The 16,940-nt window shown below is 54.9% G+C and carries 15 protein-coding genes; 3 read left to right on the top strand and 12 right to left on the bottom strand.

Annotated features, from left to right (window positions below; translation table 11 throughout):
- Positions 1-13 precede the first annotated feature (13 nt).
- The 6 genes from LBW89_RS02365 to LBW89_RS02340 all read right to left on the bottom strand — a co-directional run bounded on the left by LBW89_RS02365 (position 14) and on the right by LBW89_RS02340 (position 5,431).
- Positions 14-508: a hypothetical protein gene (locus tag LBW89_RS02365; RefSeq protein ID WP_148452141.1), complete on the bottom strand. Its 495-nt coding sequence runs from the start codon at positions 506-508 to the stop codon at positions 14-16.
- A complete protein-coding gene (locus tag LBW89_RS02360; RefSeq protein ID WP_148452139.1) occupies positions 505-1,608 on the bottom strand; it encodes a GIY-YIG nuclease family protein in 1,104 nt (367 codons plus the stop codon). The genes LBW89_RS02365 and LBW89_RS02360 overlap by 4 nt, the downstream gene beginning before the upstream one ends.
- Before the next feature lie 299 nt (positions 1,609-1,907).
- Entirely contained in the window at positions 1,908-2,456 is a 549-nt protein-coding gene (locus LBW89_RS02355) for a hypothetical protein (RefSeq protein ID WP_148452137.1), read from the bottom strand.
- A 178-nt stretch (positions 2,457-2,634) separates the two neighbouring features.
- The gene (locus LBW89_RS02350) at positions 2,635-3,657 is read right to left on the bottom strand and encodes a DUF5643 domain-containing protein (protein ID WP_225038353.1); all 1,023 of its coding nucleotides are present in this window, start codon (positions 3,655-3,657) and stop codon (positions 2,635-2,637) included.
- Positions 3,658-3,693: 36 nt separating this feature from the next.
- Positions 3,694-4,875, bottom strand: a complete 1,182-nt coding sequence (locus LBW89_RS02345) for a DUF4179 domain-containing protein (protein WP_148452135.1) — start codon at positions 4,873-4,875, stop codon at positions 3,694-3,696.
- Positions 4,841-5,431: an RNA polymerase sigma factor gene (locus LBW89_RS02340; RefSeq protein WP_148452133.1), complete on the bottom strand. Its 591-nt coding sequence runs from the start codon at positions 5,429-5,431 to the stop codon at positions 4,841-4,843. The genes LBW89_RS02345 and LBW89_RS02340 overlap by 35 nt, the downstream gene beginning before the upstream one ends.
- A gap of 142 nt (positions 5,432-5,573) precedes the next feature.
- Between LBW89_RS02340 and LBW89_RS02335 the strand changes: the two genes are divergently transcribed.
- Positions 5,574-6,476: a M23 family metallopeptidase gene (locus LBW89_RS02335; RefSeq protein ID WP_225038352.1), complete on the top strand. Its 903-nt coding sequence runs from the start codon at positions 5,574-5,576 to the stop codon at positions 6,474-6,476.
- 14 nt (positions 6,477-6,490) lie between these two features.
- Here the strand turns inward: LBW89_RS02335 and LBW89_RS02330 are convergent, their stop codons facing one another.
- Positions 6,491-7,504, bottom strand: coding sequence for a phosphotransferase (locus LBW89_RS02330; protein ID WP_225038351.1), 1,014 nt, complete (start codon positions 7,502-7,504; stop codon positions 6,491-6,493).
- A gap of 136 nt (positions 7,505-7,640) precedes the next feature.
- Positions 7,641-8,330 carry a FadR/GntR family transcriptional regulator gene (locus tag LBW89_RS02325; RefSeq protein WP_225038350.1) on the bottom strand — a complete coding sequence of 230 codons (690 nt, stop codon included), beginning with the start codon at positions 8,328-8,330 and terminating at the stop codon, positions 7,641-7,643.
- A gap of 144 nt (positions 8,331-8,474) precedes the next feature.
- On the opposite strand from LBW89_RS02325, the gene LBW89_RS02320 reads away from it, so the two are divergent.
- The gene (locus LBW89_RS02320; protein ID WP_148452127.1) at positions 8,475-9,887 is read left to right on the top strand and encodes an FAD-binding oxidoreductase; all 1,413 of its coding nucleotides are present in this window, start codon (positions 8,475-8,477) and stop codon (positions 9,885-9,887) included.
- Positions 9,884-11,230: a (Fe-S)-binding protein gene (locus LBW89_RS02315; protein ID WP_148452124.1), complete on the top strand. Its 1,347-nt coding sequence runs from the start codon at positions 9,884-9,886 to the stop codon at positions 11,228-11,230. Before LBW89_RS02320 ends, LBW89_RS02315 begins: the two co-directional genes overlap by 4 nt.
- A 1,291-nt stretch (positions 11,231-12,521) precedes the next feature.
- Here the strand turns inward: LBW89_RS02315 and LBW89_RS02310 are convergent.
- From LBW89_RS02310 to LBW89_RS02295, 4 genes are read right to left on the bottom strand one after another with little or no spacing between them, the layout of a single operon-like run.
- Positions 12,522-13,445 (bottom strand): N-acetylglucosamine kinase, encoded by a 924-nt coding sequence (locus tag LBW89_RS02310; protein ID WP_225038349.1) that lies wholly within the window; start codon positions 13,443-13,445, stop codon positions 12,522-12,524.
- Positions 13,446-13,460: 15 nt separating this feature from the next.
- A complete protein-coding gene (locus tag LBW89_RS02305) occupies positions 13,461-15,029 on the bottom strand; it encodes a glycoside hydrolase family 3 protein (RefSeq protein WP_225038348.1) in 1,569 nt (522 codons plus the stop codon).
- Complete coding sequence (locus LBW89_RS02300) at positions 15,026-16,183, bottom strand: exo-beta-N-acetylmuramidase NamZ domain-containing protein (RefSeq protein WP_225038347.1); 1,158 nt, start codon at positions 16,181-16,183, stop codon at positions 15,026-15,028. The genes LBW89_RS02305 and LBW89_RS02300 overlap by 4 nt, the downstream gene beginning before the upstream one ends.
- A 46-nt stretch (positions 16,184-16,229) precedes the next feature.
- Complete coding sequence (locus tag LBW89_RS02295) at positions 16,230-16,940, bottom strand: PIG-L deacetylase family protein (protein WP_148452118.1); 711 nt, start codon at positions 16,938-16,940, stop codon at positions 16,230-16,232.

The following is a 16,940-nucleotide window of genomic DNA, read 5'->3' as shown; positions in this document are numbered from 1 at the left end:
CCCCTCCAGTACCTTAGATATAAGTTGGCTTGAGCGGAATCCGGTATACCCGGATCGCCGTCTCCAGCGATTCCGTCAACCGGCTGATATCCTTGTACGCCGGCTCCAACGTATCCTCGATCCCGTCGACAAAGAGATCGATATGGAATTTCAAGCTGGTTCCCAATTGCCGGCCATACGGCGATTCCGGGGGCAAAGCAAACGGCCGCATTTGGATTTTCGTGCCTCCCCTGGCCGCGTCCCGGACAAACCACGCCAGAAACTCGACCGCTTGTAGTCCCTCGGCCGTGTAATCGATGCCGAGCTCAAACTGGATTAGCACCTCGTTATCCAATCCGCCTCCGGTGCGCAATAAAGCGGCATGCGGCAGATGCGCAAACGAGGGAAAGCGCAATACCTCGGCATCCACCGCCGCCAAATTGTCCACACCGCTCTCGATTTCCGTGATCCCCCGCAGCTTCACGATCGCAGCGTGAAAATCTTGAATTTCGTTCGGATAGTGACTCATCCCGGTCCACTCTCTCTTTCTCCAGCTTCCGCCGCCAAAAATGACTCAATCGCCTGCCGCAAGTCATGCTCGCCTCCCGCTTCAAGCCATGCTTCCTGTAAGACCAGGTGACGACAGGTACCGTTGCGCAGGTAGCTGTGTATGATTTGCGCTCCATCAATCTCGTCGCGCGTCAACTCATGCCCGGCGGCCGTCTCCTCCATGGCGCGGTTTTGAAGCCGCTTCATCAAGGATAACGCCGTCCGGGTCCGATCCGTTGCCTGCCGATCATATTTCTCACTATAAAGAATTTGATGGCGCTGAACAAGAAACAGTTTGCTTTCGCGTTCATTCAGCGGCTCCGACAATAGGATGATCCGGTTTTGCTCGGCGAAAGAGATTACCTTTTCCTGCCGCAGCAGAAAGGTTAAGGCTTCGATTCCGTCACGGCATTTGGCCGCCCGTTCGAAATCGAACTCGCTCGCCGCTTCCTCCATTTCCCGCCGCATGTCATCCATAAGGCTGAAATCCCGCCCTTCCATGAGCGCTATCAGCCGATCCATAACGCGATCGTACTCCCCGGCGGCCTCTCCCCCCATACATCCGCCGAGACAAAGTCCGAGGGACACGTTGAGGCAAGGCCCCCGCTCCCCGTCTGACCCGGCACAAGCGATTCGCAGGCTTTCTTGGATCCTGGTCAACGCCTTCCCCACCGTATGTCTGCTCGCCGTATACGGTCCGAAACTCGGCTGTCCGCCTTCCGGCTCGTCTCCGCGGCCCAGCTCCAGACGGCGGCCGCCGTTCTTCCCCGTTTTGACCACGACATTCACGTAAGCATGCGGACTTTTCATCTTCTTGTTGTAAAGCGGCCGCAGCTCATGAATGAGACGGCATTCCAGCATAAAAGCCTCAAATTCGGTATCCGTCACCCTGATCTCCAAATCCTTCACATTGTTGACCAGTCTTTGCGTTTTTCTGGAATGCGATGCGGAGGAGACAAAGTACGATTTGACCCGCTGCTTCAGATTTTTCGATTTGCCGACATACAGGATACCTCCGTGACCGTCCTTCATCATATAAACGCCAGGTGAAGCGGGAAGGTTATGCAATTGGTCTATCAAAAGGTGCCGCCTCCTCTTCCTGCCGCCAGTGCCCCATCAAACTTCGTAGTAAGCGCACCTCCACCCTTCCAACTCCAAAAAGATGCAAATCTGCAGGTATTTAGGCTGATTTACGAAGAGTTTCGACAAAAGATGCAAATCTGCAGGTGTTTTTAGCGATTTTAGAGAAACGAGCCGGTTTCGTTGAAAATTCCTGCAGATTTGCAGGAATTTTGATATTTTTGTTCCGTACCAGAAAAAAACATGCATATTTGCAGGAATTCTAATGATCTATGTGATCAAGGTTATTTGACGGAGTGCTAGTTCTTATAGGTAATGCCCGTGCCGCAAAACTCGCATTTCACCGCTTTATCGGGATAAACAACCGTTTTTGCGCCGCAGCCCGGACAATCCACCGATACCGGTCCTTTCGGGGGCTCGCTCTTCTGGGGAGCTTGGCCGAACAATAGGTTGAAGGCCTCGCCCAAATCACCCAATTCGGCCGGATCGAGGGAGAACTTCACTTGAGACCTTTTCGCCGCGTCTCTCTCATGAATAAGCGACCGGACAAAATCGTTAACGGACCTTGCGTCCATACGTAAATACCCCATGGGGTTATAGACGAAGGCTTGCGGCAGTTCCCCGGTCGGGAACTCGGCACCGGGAGCCAGCTGCTCTAGGGGCTGCGAAGGTGTCGTCGATCCTTTAAATAAGAAAATCGAGAGCCATATAAGCAGCGCGGTCGGTACAAATACGATCGTCAGGGCCGGTATATTTCTCTCATTCAACAAAATTATAAGAAATACCAACAAAAGAAAAGAAGCAATAATGGATGAAATCACGCCCAGGGTAAATTTAAAAACCTTCATAACCTCAAATTAATCCTCCTATTATTTGCAGATCACACAACTCCGGTTAAATCTATTTTTATTTCGATATCGGCATGGCAGTATCCTGCTGATTTTCGAAGATTATGGTCGAAATTTGTCCGTGGCAAACGAGAAAAAAGCTGTCCAGGACCTTTGGGTCCATGGACAGCCTGTCAACTTACTTCTTGATTTTGTCCAAAGGAATTTTCATTTCTAATTCCTTCCAGTATGTTTTGGTTCCGACACTTTTCTCCGTGTCTCCGACAACGCTCCAGTCATTTTTATCGACCGTCAGCGTAAACGGTTTGATCGTAACGTACTTCGGTGTTCCTTTCACCGGGCTGTACAGCTCGTCGATGTGGTACTTGGTTTTCGGCAGGCTGTTATAGTAAGGGAATCTCTGTTGCTGCAGCAGGTTCCCTTGATCGTCCACGATATCGTAATACATCATGCTGGCGATATATTTGCCGGTCTGCTTGGACGTCGCCGGCACCTTGCCGGTGCTGTCGATAATCAACTGGGTTGAGGACGACGAGAAATACAGTTCCTTGACGGTGTAGCTGAACCCTTTGTGCTTTTTCGTGGCGTTGGGCTTGACCTCGATCGATTTTTTATCCATTTCTACCGGGACCTTGAATTCGAAGGTCTCGTCGATCCCGGTCACCTGGGCCTGGATCGTCAGCTCAAACTTGTCGGGCCAATCGGCTTTTTTTCCGATTTCATACATACATGCATTTTTTATTTTCCCGGAGTCGCCAAAGCTGCCCCAATCCTTTAGCTCCTGGCCGTCGATCAAGAGGGTGGGCCTTTTAATATACCCTTTTCCCTTCTTGTCTTTCTCTCTTTCTTCGTTAAGGATAACAACCGATTCATCGGCCGGAAAATTTGCGCCCTGGCGCTCTATGACGAAGGATAACCGGGTTTTGTCGTAAATCAGATGGGATAGCCGGAGCGTGACCCCGTCATGCGTTATGCTGGGATTGGCCGCGGCGGCGTTCCCGGCCGCGCCGCTGGCCGCCGCCAGCAGCGAGCTATACGGCAGAGTCGGCTTTAAGGCCTCATTCAAGGCCGCGGCCTTGGCCGCCGGCAGCGTGCCGGCGCCGGGGATCAGGGCCCCCAGCACCGCTGCCGCGGTTACGGTCAATGCGGATCTTTTCAACAGTTGGGCTACAGCGGGTACATTTCTTTTTGTTCTGTTCATGATCTTCTCCATTCTGGTTGATTAATTTATTTAAACTTATTTTTCGACGGGAATCGTCATTTCCAGGTCCTTAATATAATTTTTGGTTCCTAGGCTGCCTTGGGTTTCACCAATGGCCTTCCAAGTGTTCTTGTTGACCGTCAGGGTGTATGGCTTGATTGTGATCGTTTTCGGCGTTTCTTTGAACGGCGAGTACAGTTCGTCAACATGATATTCGGTTTTGGGCTCGCTATAAAATAACCCGACCTGGCGTTGCTTCAGTAAATTCCCTTGGTCATCAACGATATCGTAATACATCATGCTGGCGATATAATCGCCGGACTGTTCCGGGGAACGCGGCACCTTCCCTTTGCTGTCGATAACCAAACGGGTGGTAACCGGCGTGATAACCATCTCTTTTACGTTATAGCTGAAATCCTCCAAAGTTTTGGTAGCGTTTGGCTTGAGCAGGACGGTATTGTCCTCGATTTTCACCGGAACTTTGAATTCAAAGACTTCATCAACCCCCGTCACTTCGGTGCGGATGGTCAGCTCAAATTCATTGCCCCAAACCGGTTTTTTAAACTGCACCTCCGCCATGTAAGCATTCTCCCGCTTGGAAAAATCTCCAAATCCGGCCGTTTGAATGTTCTCAAACCCCTTCATAATGTCTTTGCCGTCAATAAGTAAAGTCGTCCCTGCCGCTTCAGCCCCTTTAATATAACCTTTTGGGATTTGGTCTTCGGGCTTTTCCCTTTCGCTAAAAGGAGCAACCGTCCCCGGAAGATCCACGCCTTCCCGGTCCAGGATAAAGGACAATCTCGTTCCGTCATACAACAGATCGCTGAGTTTCAACGTGATGCCGTCATGCGTAACGCTCAGGTTGGGATCTATGACCAATCCTTGATCCATAGCGGCCTTAACCGCCGCTTCGCTGGTCCCCTCAAACAGCGTGCTGAACATCGGAATCTGTTTCAGAGCATCCGCCATCACCGGGGATACAAAGCCCGATCCGACGAGGCCTCCTCCGAGAATCGCCGTGGCGGCGGCCGTCAAGGCGGCCCGTTTCATGATATTCGGCTTGTTTTTAGCGTATTTTTCCGTTCTGGACATTTCCATCTCTCCAATTCGATTCATAATTTTATCGCTCAAACTTGTCTTTTGCATCGAGGACTGACGAATCATTCGCTCGATCGCTTCCATTTCAGCGGACTCCACTGGATCCGGCAATTTTTCCATGAGCAATCTCTCCTTTTTCAAGAACTCGGTCCATCAACTTCCGGCGCAACCGTTCATATTTCTTGCGCAGGGTGGCCGACTTCACGCCCATAACCTCGCCCATTTCCTCGAAGCTGTACTGCTCCACGGATTTTAGCAGCAGGATGTGACGTTCTTCGGCCGTCAAATAGGTCAACAGCTCTTGAATCATCGTATCATGCGGCGTGATCTGTTGAACCGGCTGCTCCTCCATGCACTTATCGACTAACTGCACCCAACGGCCCTGCTTCTTCTTCATATTGATCAAATGATGATAAGCAACCTTGTAGAGCCATGCTGAAAAAGAAACCTGCCTGCTGTATTTATGAAGGTTCAGGTAGGCGCGAATAAATATCTCCTGAACCGCATCTTCCGTTTCCGCATGATTTTTCAAAATATAGTAGCAGTAGGTGTACATTTGCCGTTCAAACTGCCGGATGATGAGACCGTAGGCGTCCTTGTCTCCCGACTGGACCCTCTCGATCACCGCTTCGATCTGCGCTTTCTTCTCTTCCGCTTCCCCGGGGATTGGCTGCAAAAGATCACCTCCTTGTCTGTTTGCCTATATAACAATTTCGAACGTGCATTTTGTGACATGAATTTTGCAGGGGGAACTTTTGTCTATTACGTCTTAATAGGAGGAATAGAAATTCTAACTCGAATCAAGGGGATGTTTGGTTGTGAAAAGACTGCTAAAAACAGCGGGGATGACAAATTTAGTCCTACTCCTGCTCGTCATTGTACTGTGGGGAACCGTGTACGCCGTGAATGGCCTGCCCGGGGCTTATGCCTGGTTTGTCCTGAAATTCGCCGTCCCGCTCTTGGGACTGGCCTATATTCTCATATGTACCGTCCTGCTCCTTATCCGATTTCGCAAAAAAAAGAGCCGCAGCCGCGGTTGGACCGGGCTGGGCGTAGGTACCGTTCTGTGTCTGCATCTGCTGCTCATGATGAATGTCATCCCGCTCGCCTATCCCGCGCGGATTCAAAGCACCTCTCCCGCTATCACCGTATCCTGGCCGTTTGCCGGGAAAGCGACCGTCGGCTGGGGCGGCGACGCGGTGAACGACAATTCGCCGCATGCGGTTTGGCCTTCCGAACGCTGGGCTTATGATTTGCTCATGGAGCCTTACGGCACGGGAAGTACGAATCCGGAGGATTACGGGATTTGGAACCAGGAGGTGCTCTCCCCGGTCGCCGGAACGGTAATCGCCGCTTATGACGCCGAGCCCGATATCCAGCCGGGAAGCGAGGAGATTCTCTCCATGGAAGGGAATCATGTTTACATTCAAATCGAAGAGACCGGAACTTATTTGCTGTTGAATCATTTAAAACAAGGCAGCGTACAAGTAAAAACCGGAGACACCGTGAAGCCGGGAGATGTTCTCGGGCGGGTCGGCAACAGCGGATCGACCTCGGAGCCCCATCTGCACATTCATCATCAGCGGCAAAACCCGTTGACCGTCCTTCATCCCGTCCTGGCCGAAGGGCTGCCGCTGTATTTTGAGGGGACGAATGCCGATCCCATGCCGATAAAAGGAACGGTGGTTACCCCCGATTTTAAACTTAAAGAGCAAAATTGACTCAACGTGTTAAGCTAAGCCAGATGGTCCAGCAGATGCTCTCGCAAAATTTCGCGAATCCAAATCTCGTCCTGCTTGAGTGCTTCCAATCCGGCGGACAAAGTCTGCACTTGCGACCGAAGCACCTGCGGGCCATCCGTTCCTTTAAGGAACCTGCTCATGAAATGTAAAAAGACATCGACCTTGCGCAATCGCAGGAGCAGCGGAATCGCCGAGATCTCCTCGGGGATCAACCTTAAGCGGGCTCCATAGCCGTCGCAAAAGCGCAGGATATTCATCCGCTTTCCGTCATAACCGAGCAAATCGGAAATGGCGACCGCGGCCTCCATCGCCCGGACGTCCCGGGTGCAAAACTCGAAATCCAGCAAAGCCGTCACGTTTTCGGGCCGCTCTTCATCGACCAGCAAATTGGACGGGTTCAAATCGCCGTGAACGAGCTGATGAGGCAGTCTGCGCAGCTCCGGCAGCCGGTCGCAAAGCTCTTCGTACGCCTCGCCAAGCACGAGGAGCGAAGGCTTAAGCTCCCGGAACGCCTTAGGAGGACTCCCGCAAAAATCCCTGACAGCCTCGTAGCTGCAGGCAGGATAAGCTTGCTGGAGCTCGTAATAAGGGCGGTATGCCGGGGGCTGCTCCATTTGAACCGCGGCCAGAGCCAGCGTTAATTCGGCGGCCGCCTGCCCGAAGGAATAAGCCGCATGGAACCGGCCTTCCTCCGGCCGGACGCCCTCGATATACTCAAACAGACAAGCGTATCGCCCCGTCCCGTCTTCCAGCGCAATAATGGTTTCCCCCTCCGGTGTCCGGACCGGAACGGGGACCTTGAAGTTTAGCGGAAACTTTTGCAAATGCATCAGCAAGTTATGCTCAAATTCGATTTTATCCCTATCGCGATGGGTTTCATAAATGCGCAGCACGCAGCTGAGTCCCTTGTTTTCCACGTACCGGGTCGTGTTGTTCCAGCCGCTGTCCCCTTCTTTTACCGTACCGTTCCAATCCGGCCAATACTGCTTCACCGTCTCGTCAGACATGTTAATCCTCTCCTGGCATTTCAACTTCCATAGAACAAATATTCTTATTTTAACAGTATATCACTCTGGATGACAAAACTAAAAGGACCGCCGGGCGTTCTCCCAAATTCACGCGGTCCCATGGGTTTTATTTATCCTATCGATTCATGCTTGCCGCTATCTCTTTCCCCGCCTTGGTCAAATGAAGATCCATCAGTCGGCTGGCTTCGCGGCTGGCTTGCCGCTCGATGGCTAGAAGCATCTGCTTGTGTTCTTGATACAATCGGTGAGCCGACTCCTGTTCGCTGAACAGCCAGAGGCTGCGGGTATCCCGCATAGTCCGGAACATCATTTCGGAAATGCTCTCCATCATGCCTTGAAGCATAGGATTTTGCGTCGCTTTGGCTACCGCCAGATGAAAATTCACATCGTATACCTGGCTGATCTCCTCGTTGCCGATCGCTTCCTCCATTAAGTCGACAATTTTATACAGTTCCATCAGGTCCTGTTCCGTACGAAACTCCGCCGCCAATCCGATGCTTCCCACTTCCACGATTTTACGAACCTGCAGGAGGTGGATCAGTTCCCGTTCTTTCGCGATCCGGCGAACGCCGATAAGCTCGGGAACTTGGGCACGGACATAAGTTCCGCCGCCCTGTTTGGTTTCGATCAGGCCCTGCGCCTTAAGGTGGCTAATCGCCTCGCGAACGGTCGACCGCCCCACCCGAAAGCGGGCGGCCATCGCTTCGATCGTATCGAGCTTGTCCCCCGGCTTGACCTGGCCCGACTCGATAATCCGTTTCAATTCTTCACTGACGATATCCACGTTCTTTTTGCTTAAGTCCATCCGGTTACGTTCCTTCCGTTCAAATTAAAATCAACGTAAATTCTTACTTTACAGTCTATACAATTTGAATAAATTATGGTAGATTGTTTTCAAATTCGTCAGATGACCTGATAACTATTCTATAAACCGGGAGGAGATAACCTCATGATTACCCCCGAGATCAAGCAGCAATTCATCTCAATTGTTGGAAGCGATTGGGTGAAAGACAGTCCGAACGAACTGTACGCCTACTCTTATGACGCTACCCCGATGTTTCAGTCGCTGCCGGACGTCGTAGTCATGCCGGCTACCTCCGGCGAAGTGTCCGCCCTGCTCCGGCTCGCGAACGAACATGGGATTCCCGTGATTCCCCGGGGCTCGGGCACGAATCTGGCGGCAAGCACCATCCCGGTTCAAGGCGGCTTGGTGCTTCAATTGCACCGCATGAACCGGATTCACGAAATCGACACCCAAAACCTTACGGCAACCGTCGGGCCCGGCGTCATTACGGCGGATCTGCACCAAGCCGTCGAAGCCTATGGCCTGTTCTACCCGCCCGACCCCGGAAGTATGCGGATATCCACGTTAGGCGGGAATCTATCCCAATGTGCCGGGGGAATGCGCGGATTGAAATACGGAGTAACCAAAGATTACGTCATGGGTCTGGAATATGTCCTCCCTTCCGGGGAAATATTCCGCTGTGGCGGCAAAAACGTGAAGGATGTGGCCGGTTACGACATGACCCGGCTCCTGGTCGGATCGGAAGGAACCTTGGCGGTCATTACGGAAATTACGCTGAAGCTGCTGCCGCTGCCCGAGACGAAACGGACTTTGCTCGCCTTTTTCACCAGTCTGGTGGACGCCGCCAAAACCGTGGAACAGGTAATCGCCGCTAAAATCATTCCCGCCACCATGGAATTTATGGATCAAGGCACGATGCGCGTCGTTGACGAATACGCCAAGCTGGGACTGCCTTTGGAGATGAAATCCATGCTGCTGATCGAACAGGACGGCCCCGAGGAGCTGGTGAGCAAAGACATCGCCAGTATAGCCGAGATCGCCCGAGCCAACGGTGCCGCCAGCGTCGAAGTCGCCGCAACGCTGGAGGAAGGCGCCAAACTCCTGACCGCCAGACGCTCGGCGCTGTCCGCCCTGTCGCGGATCAAACCCACAACCATTATGGAGGACGCCACCGTTCCGCGTTCCCGGCTGGCTGATATGGTGGCCGAGGTGGAAAGGATCGCGGACAAATACGACCTGCAAATTTGTACGTTCGGCCATGCCGGTGACGGCAATCTGCATCCGACCTGCATGACGGATGAGAGAAACAAACAAGAGATCGAACGCGTGGAGCAGGCGTTCGCGGAAATTTTTGCCGCGGCGATCGCTTTGGGCGGGACGATTACCGGAGAACACGGCGTCGGGCTGGCCAAGCTGAACTATTTGCCGCTAAAAGTCGGGGAAGGCGGAATCGAGCTTATGCGGCGAATCAAAGCGGCGTTTGATCCCAATCACATAATGAACCCCGGCAAAATTTTCGCCGGCTCCGCCCGCCGTAGAATGGTGGTGAGACGATGAGCGAATTTACGCCAAAAGACTCTATTTCGCCGGCCTGCGCTTCCCCCAGCTCTGCGGGAAGAACCGACGGGCTGCTGGAGCTTTTTGATATGGATGAGATTATGAACTGCATGCATTGCGGCTTCTGCTTGCCGACCTGCCCGACCTTTGTGCAGACGGGCCTGGAAACCTATAGTCCCCGGGGCCGCATCGCCCTGATGAAGGGCGTGGCCACAGGCCAGCTGGCGGTGGATGCCGAGTTCGAGCACCATATGAACGCCTGTCTTGGCTGCCGCGCTTGCGAGACGGCCTGTCCGGCGGGGGTTCCCTACGGCGGACTGCTGGAGACGGCCCGCGAGGTCGTGCAAGAGACGAAAAAAGCCCAAGAAAAGCCTTCCGCCGTGCGGAACCTGATCTTCAACCGGGTGTTCCCTTATCCCCAAAGGGTCAAACGGCTGGGGAACGTGCTGTGGGCCGCACAGGCGCTCGGCCTGCAATCTTTCGCCGACCGGACCGGACTGATCCGCATCCTGCCGCGGGAACTGGCCGAAATGCAGAAAGCGGTCGGTACCGTCGCTTCCCCCCGGGAACGCCGGACGCGCCTGCCGCGAATGCAGGCGGAGGGCGAAACGAAGTTTACGGTCGGGCTGTTCACCGGCTGTATTATGGATGTGATGTTCTTTGAGACGAATCAGGCGACGGCGCGGCTGTTGACCAAAGCCGGCTGCGACGTGGTATTCGTTCCCCAGCAGGGATGCTGCGGAGCGATGCACGCCCACTCGGGAGAAATGAGCGGCGCGAAGGAGCTGGCCAAACGGAACATCGAAGCGTTCGAACGATCCGGAGTCGACTTCGTCGTCAATAACGCCGGCGGATGCGGGGCGGCGCTGAAAGAGTACGGGCATTGGTTCAAGGGCGATCCCGACTGGGAAGAACGCGCCCGCCGGTTCGCGGCCCGAAATCGCGACGCGAATGAAATGCTGGCGGAGCTTCCTCCCCTGTCGTTCAGCAAACCGCTGCCGGCCAAAGTCACCTATCAGGACTCCTGCCATCTCGCGCACGGACAGGGGGTACGGAATCAGCCCCGCGAACTGCTCCGCCGCATCCCCGGGCTGGAGCTGGTGGAGATGCGGCAGCCGGACAGCTGCTGCGGTTCCGCGGGCACGTACAATCTCACCCAGTTCGACATGTCGATGCAGATCCTGGACGGCAAAATGGAACAAGTGCGGGAAACCCAGGCCCGTCTGATCGTGACCTCCAACCCCGGCTGCCTGCTGCAAATGAAACAGGGCATCCTACGCGCCGGCCTGGCCGGTCAAATGGAAGCCGTGCATATTATGGATTTACTGGACCGGGCCCTCTAGGGGGACCGGTTTTTTTTCTTGCGGAAAGAAGATAGAACGGCGGCATAACTATCCAGTTGTACACCATCAGACAACCTTGAGAACATAAAATTCCTGCAAATCTGCATGTTTTTTTCTGGTTTGGGATAGAAATTTCAAAATTCCTGCAAATCTGCAGCAATTTTCGGCGAAACAGCCTCGTTTTTCTAAAATCGCTAGAAATGCCTGCAAATTTGCATCTTTTCTCGCATCCCCTCATAAATCAGCCTAAAATACCTGCAGATTTGCATCTTTTTGGTTTGAAGCTGGAGGAAGGGTTGGAAAGTGCGCTAGGCGCCTTGATCCTCGTGGACTAAAACCAAAATGGATGTCGATGGGTGTGAGACTGCGCACTTAACTTATCGAGCACCTCCCCAACTGGAATCCAACGAAAAGGTGGAAGAGAACCGACCATAGCTGGTGTGCTCTATTGATAGGGATAACTAGCGGATCGTTGAATCGAACGAACATACTTTGGTTCGCGAGAGGCGCGAAAGTTGGCGGGTGCATGTGAAATATTGATAAAATGCGTGGATAATTGGCAGGTTTGCTTGGATATTGCGTGGATATTGCTTGGATATTGCGCGGCTGGCGGTGATTAGCGAAAGTGGTTTAATGACGAGCCCTAGTCCGACGGAACCTAGAACGACGGATCCCAGTCCGACAACTCCTAGTCCGGCGGCTCTTAGTGGCGGTTCCCAGGGCCCCATCAGCTGCTGGCAGAAATAACGGCATTTTGCGGCGTTATATTGTCGAATTCGTCCCTTCGGTGAGAAATAGCGGCATTTTGGGGCCTTATTTTTGGGAAAAGCGGGCTCAAGCCTGATTTTGGGGCCCGCTTCAATGAAATAAGGCCCTTTTCGACCGCTATTTTACCCGAAAACGCGAATCGGGCCGAAATAACGGCCCAAAACGCCGCTATTATAAGCACGAGGCAAGAGAGATTGCGGATAGGCAGCACCATATCGGGTTTTACGCAATGCCCCTGGAAAAAAAAGAGACTTACTTCCCTAATAGCGGGCACCTAAACGATGATTTGACCGGTTGTGCGCAAAAAAAAGGCCCTGAAGGGCCGCCATCCCTTTTCGAAGAGCCAAATTCGACAAAATCGAGGCGTTAAAGCCCCTTATTTACCTCCCCCTCTGTCTGAGGAGTAGGAGGCAATAGACCGATGGATGGCCCCTATTAAGATGAGTGCTATAACTATGCGCTCAATGACGCCCAAATAACGGGACAACCTCCCGCTAATTGGCTAGCCCGTACCCTAATGCTCCTAAACTAGCTTAAATTCCCGGAGCGCGATCATCGCCGCTCCCCGGGCGGCGTCATGTTTCGGCAGCGTGCAGACGAGCTCGGGATAGCGCTGCCGCAGCATTCCGCCGAAGGCTTCCCGCACCTCTTTATTGCACTGCAGGACGCTTCCCGCCAAAGCGAGTTCGCCCGTCCGCAGGTGCAGCCGTTCGGCCACGGGAGCGACGAGCTCAACCAAAGCGCCCGCGCTTTGGTTCACGATCGCCAAGGCCGCTTCGTCCCCCTGCGCACTGGCTCGGGACAGAATGGGAGCCAGCGCGGCGATATCTTTTTTGTTCGTGTTCTTGTCGTAGACGAACCCGACGATCTGCCGCACATCGCTCACTTGAAGCTGCTCGTACACCATGGCCGTGATGACGGTCGGCGCGATCCGGCCGTCCTCCGCCCGCACGACCGCGCGCAGCAGGTCCCGTCCGATGCTGTAGCCGCTGCCTTCATCGTCGATGAGATACCCGAATCCGCCGGTCCGATGCGTTTGACCGCTTGCGTTCTGTCCATAGCAAATGGACCCGGTTCCCGCAATCACAATCATCCCGACGGGACTGTCCAAAGCGCCGTTAAGCGCGGTCACATGATCTCCCGTCACCGTCAAACCGGAGGCATAGCCGGCTTCCCGGACGATCGACTCCAGCCGCTCCGCCGCCTCGGGATGGCTGACTCCCGCCGCGCCAATGCAAAGATGCTTGCAATATTCCAGCCCCCCGCAGACGTCGGAGATCCTCCCTATGATTTCATGCAGGCTGTTTCGGACCGAACTCTCCTGCTGCCCGTTTAAATTAATGGCCCCGGAAACAAAAGAGTCCACCGCCGCCCCATTCTCATCCATGATAACGACAGCGGTTTTGGTGCCCCCTCCGTCCAGCCCGGCTACAAATGTTTTGCTCATGCTTACGACACTCCTTTATCTCAGAGCGATGCTCAATCGTCCGCCGGGTTCGGCCGATCCGTCCAAAACGCGCGCGACCGACATCACGGACAGCGGCGTATACTCGAAGGCGGCCAGACCGCATACTTCATCCGGCAACAGCTCCAAGTCATAAGGACGCCCCAGCGCCACCGCCGTAACTTGGTGCCCCAGCTCTCTTAAACGGCGAACCAGCTTCAACTGGCCCTCATTTTCCCGAGCGTTGTATAATCCGATGACGACATGCGGATAGGATCGCACATCGGCGGCAATCCTTTCGATTTCATCCGGCTCCGGATCGATGCCGATCACCTGATGCGCCGCCGTGAACATTCGTCCCAACGTCTCCGGAAACGAAAATGAGGCATTGACGCTGCTGGAGGCGAGGTCGGAACGATAGGGATAGCTGCCGAGAAATATCGTCCGCGGATCCCCCGGTTCCACCCGTCGCAATTCACCGCGAACGCGGCAAATGCTCTCCAGGCTCATTTGCTCGGCCGAGCGGCGATGGGCCGCACAGCCGACTATGGACAGGTCCCGCCCGGCCCGCTCAACCGCGGCATACTTACGTTTATAATACAGCACCTTCGCTACCGCTTCATCCAAAACATCCATCGGGAGTTCGCCCGATTGAACCGCCCGCTCCAACAGCTCCACCGTTTCGATGACAAGCGCCGGCGTATGGCTGACGAATACCATGTGCACTCCGGCTTTCAAAGCCCCCAAGGCCCCACGGGCCGTGCCGTAAAACTTCTTGATCGCATCCATCTCCAGGCAATCGGAAACGATCAGACCGTCAAATTTAAGCTCGTTTTTCAGCAAGCCGGTCACGATCGTCCGGGACATCGTCGCCGGCACCCGCTCCGCTTCCAGCGCCGGAAACAGGATGTGCGCGGTCATCACGCTTTCCGCGCCGGCTTCGATCGCCCGGCGGAACGGCGCAAGCTCCAACGCCTCCAGCTCGGCCAGCGTTTTGCCGATGACCGGCAGGCCGAGGTGCGAATCGACCGCGGTATCGCCATGCCCCGGAAAATGCTTGACCGCCGCGAGCACGCCGCCGTCGCGCAAACCGCGGAGCATCTGCAGACCGTACTCCGCAACCGTCTCCGCCGTGTCCCCGTAAGAACGGACATTGATCACCGGATTGTGCGGATTGTTGTTGATGTCCAACACCGGCGCCAGATTGAAGTTGATCCCCAGCGCCCGCAGCTCGCGGGCCGTGATCCGCCCGGCGGCGTAAGCATGCTCCGGCCGTCCCCCAGCGGCGATCGCCATCGCCCCCGGTACGTTCGTCGCTTCGTCCGGCAACCGTGTGACCCGGCCGCCCTCCTGATCGATCGAGATCAGCGCCGGCCGCCCCGTCTCCTTGACGATCATCGCTTGTAACTCGCCGCATAACCGGCTTAACTGTTCCACGCCGCCTACATTATGCGAAAATAAAATGATGTTGCCGATTTTGTACTCCGCAACCAAGCGATGCAGATCGGCCGTGATTTCCGGCGCGGAGAAGCCCGTCAGAATCAGTTGGCCGATCTTTTCCCTTACTGTCATCGTCAATGCAGTCATACGCGGCCTCCCAACGAATAGAGATGATACTTCTCTTTCATCTTCGCAAACACCCGGCTCTCCTCCCGGAACTGCTCCAGCATTTCCGGCAGCGGCACCGTCCCTTCGCGGTACAGCTTATCGCCGCACAGCAGATCGATAAACGGGCGGGCGTTGTCCTTGACCGGCGGCAGGTAGGAGAAGCCTTCGTACTGTCGCTTAATCGTATAAAGCAGCGTCACCCCGGTTTCCACGGCGTTTAGCGCCCGCGCATCCGTCACGTAAAGCTGCACGCCCCCGCACAGCTCCCCGGCAAACTTCGACGTCGTCGGCTTAAAATACACCGGACGGAACAAGACGCCCGGCAGCCGCAGCGCGTTCATCTCCGCCGCCAGGCTTTCCGGCTCGATGAACGGCGCGCCGATCATTTCGAACGGAAACGTCGTGCCGCGCCCTTCCGACAGGTTCGTGCCTTCGAACAGACAGGTGCCGCCGTACAGCAGAGCCGTTTCGAACCGCGGGATATTCAGCGAAGGATGCACCCAGAGCCGCCCTGTTTCCGGAAACAGCATGCTCCGGTCCCAGCCTTCGCAAGGGATGACGTGCAGTTCGGCGTTCCAGCCCATCATCTCGTTCGCCATCGTCGCCACCTCGCCCGCGGTCAAACCGTACCGTACGCAAAGCGGATAATTCCCGACGAACGACTCGTATCCCGGCTTCAGGACGTTGCCTTCCACCGTGACTCCGTCCAGCGGATTGATCCGGTCCAGCACGATAAACGGCTTGCCCGCCCTGGCGCAATCCTCCAGCGCATACAGCATCGTATAAATAAACGTGTAATAGCGGATGCCCACATCCTGGATGTCATAGACGACCGCGTCGACCTCCTCCAGCATCTCCGGCGTCATCCGTTTGGATTCTTTCCGGTACAAGCTGTAGACCGGAACCCCCGTCAGCGGGTCCGTATAGGTATCGACCAGTGCCCCCGCCGCCTGATCTCCGCGCACGCCGTGCTCCGGCGAGAACAAGGCGGCCAGATGAAAATGCTCCTTAAGCACCTGAATGGTGGACACAAAGCCGGAAGTAAGCCCCGTAGGCGACGTGATCAGTCCCAGGCGCTTCCCTTGGAGCAGCCGGGCATGCGACATGATGTTATCGACCCCGCTCTTGACCATAACCGCAAACCTCCCCTTGAACGGCACGTTATAGCAAACCGTTGGTTTACATCAAATCCGATTTCAGCACGCGCATCGTTTCCGCCGGAACCATAAAGGTCTCCGCATACTGCTTCCGGGCTTCGATGCCGCGCACGCGCGCCAGATGCTTGTAATATTCCAGATAAGGAAAGGAAGCGCTTCCCGTGACGAACCAATGCTGGGACACGGCCTTCACCCACAGGTCGTAGGCCTCCTGATCGAAATCGATGTACACGTAAGGCTTGTAGTCGACCGCATCCTCCCAGTTTTCCGCATAGTACAGCCTGGAAGCGAAATGCGCCGGCAGATCCCGCTCCAGCGAACTCAGCCCGGCGAAGAAACGAGCGTCGTTCACGATCAAATGCGTGGTCATATGGTCTTTGTGCATGCTGTTCCTGAAATGCGTAATGATAATGTTCGGCCTTACTTCGCGGATGACGTCGCACACCCGGTAGCGCATCTCTTCGCTGTTCGTCAGCTCGCCGTCGGGAATATCGAATACGATGGATTCCCCTCCGAGCATCTCGGCAAAAACGGCCGCCTCCCGCACCTTCTGCTCCCGGTACTCGGCCATATCCCTTCCGGCCGGAACGCCGCGTTCCCCGGCGGTCAGCGCCAGCGTGACGACGCGGTCTCCCTTCAGCGCGTGGCTGGCGAGCACGCCTCCCGCGGTTAATTCCATGTCCCCCACATGGCCTCCGATAGCCAGAATCGTTAACCGTTCCTGTTCGCTCAT

Origin of the sequence: Paenibacillus sp. alder61, assembly GCF_020179875.1 — a bacterium.
Lineage (GTDB): Bacteria > Bacillota > Bacilli > Paenibacillales > Paenibacillaceae > Fontibacillus > Fontibacillus faecis.
Note: the sequence above shows the minus strand (reverse complement) of the source record. Positions and strands in the feature narration are given on the sequence as shown.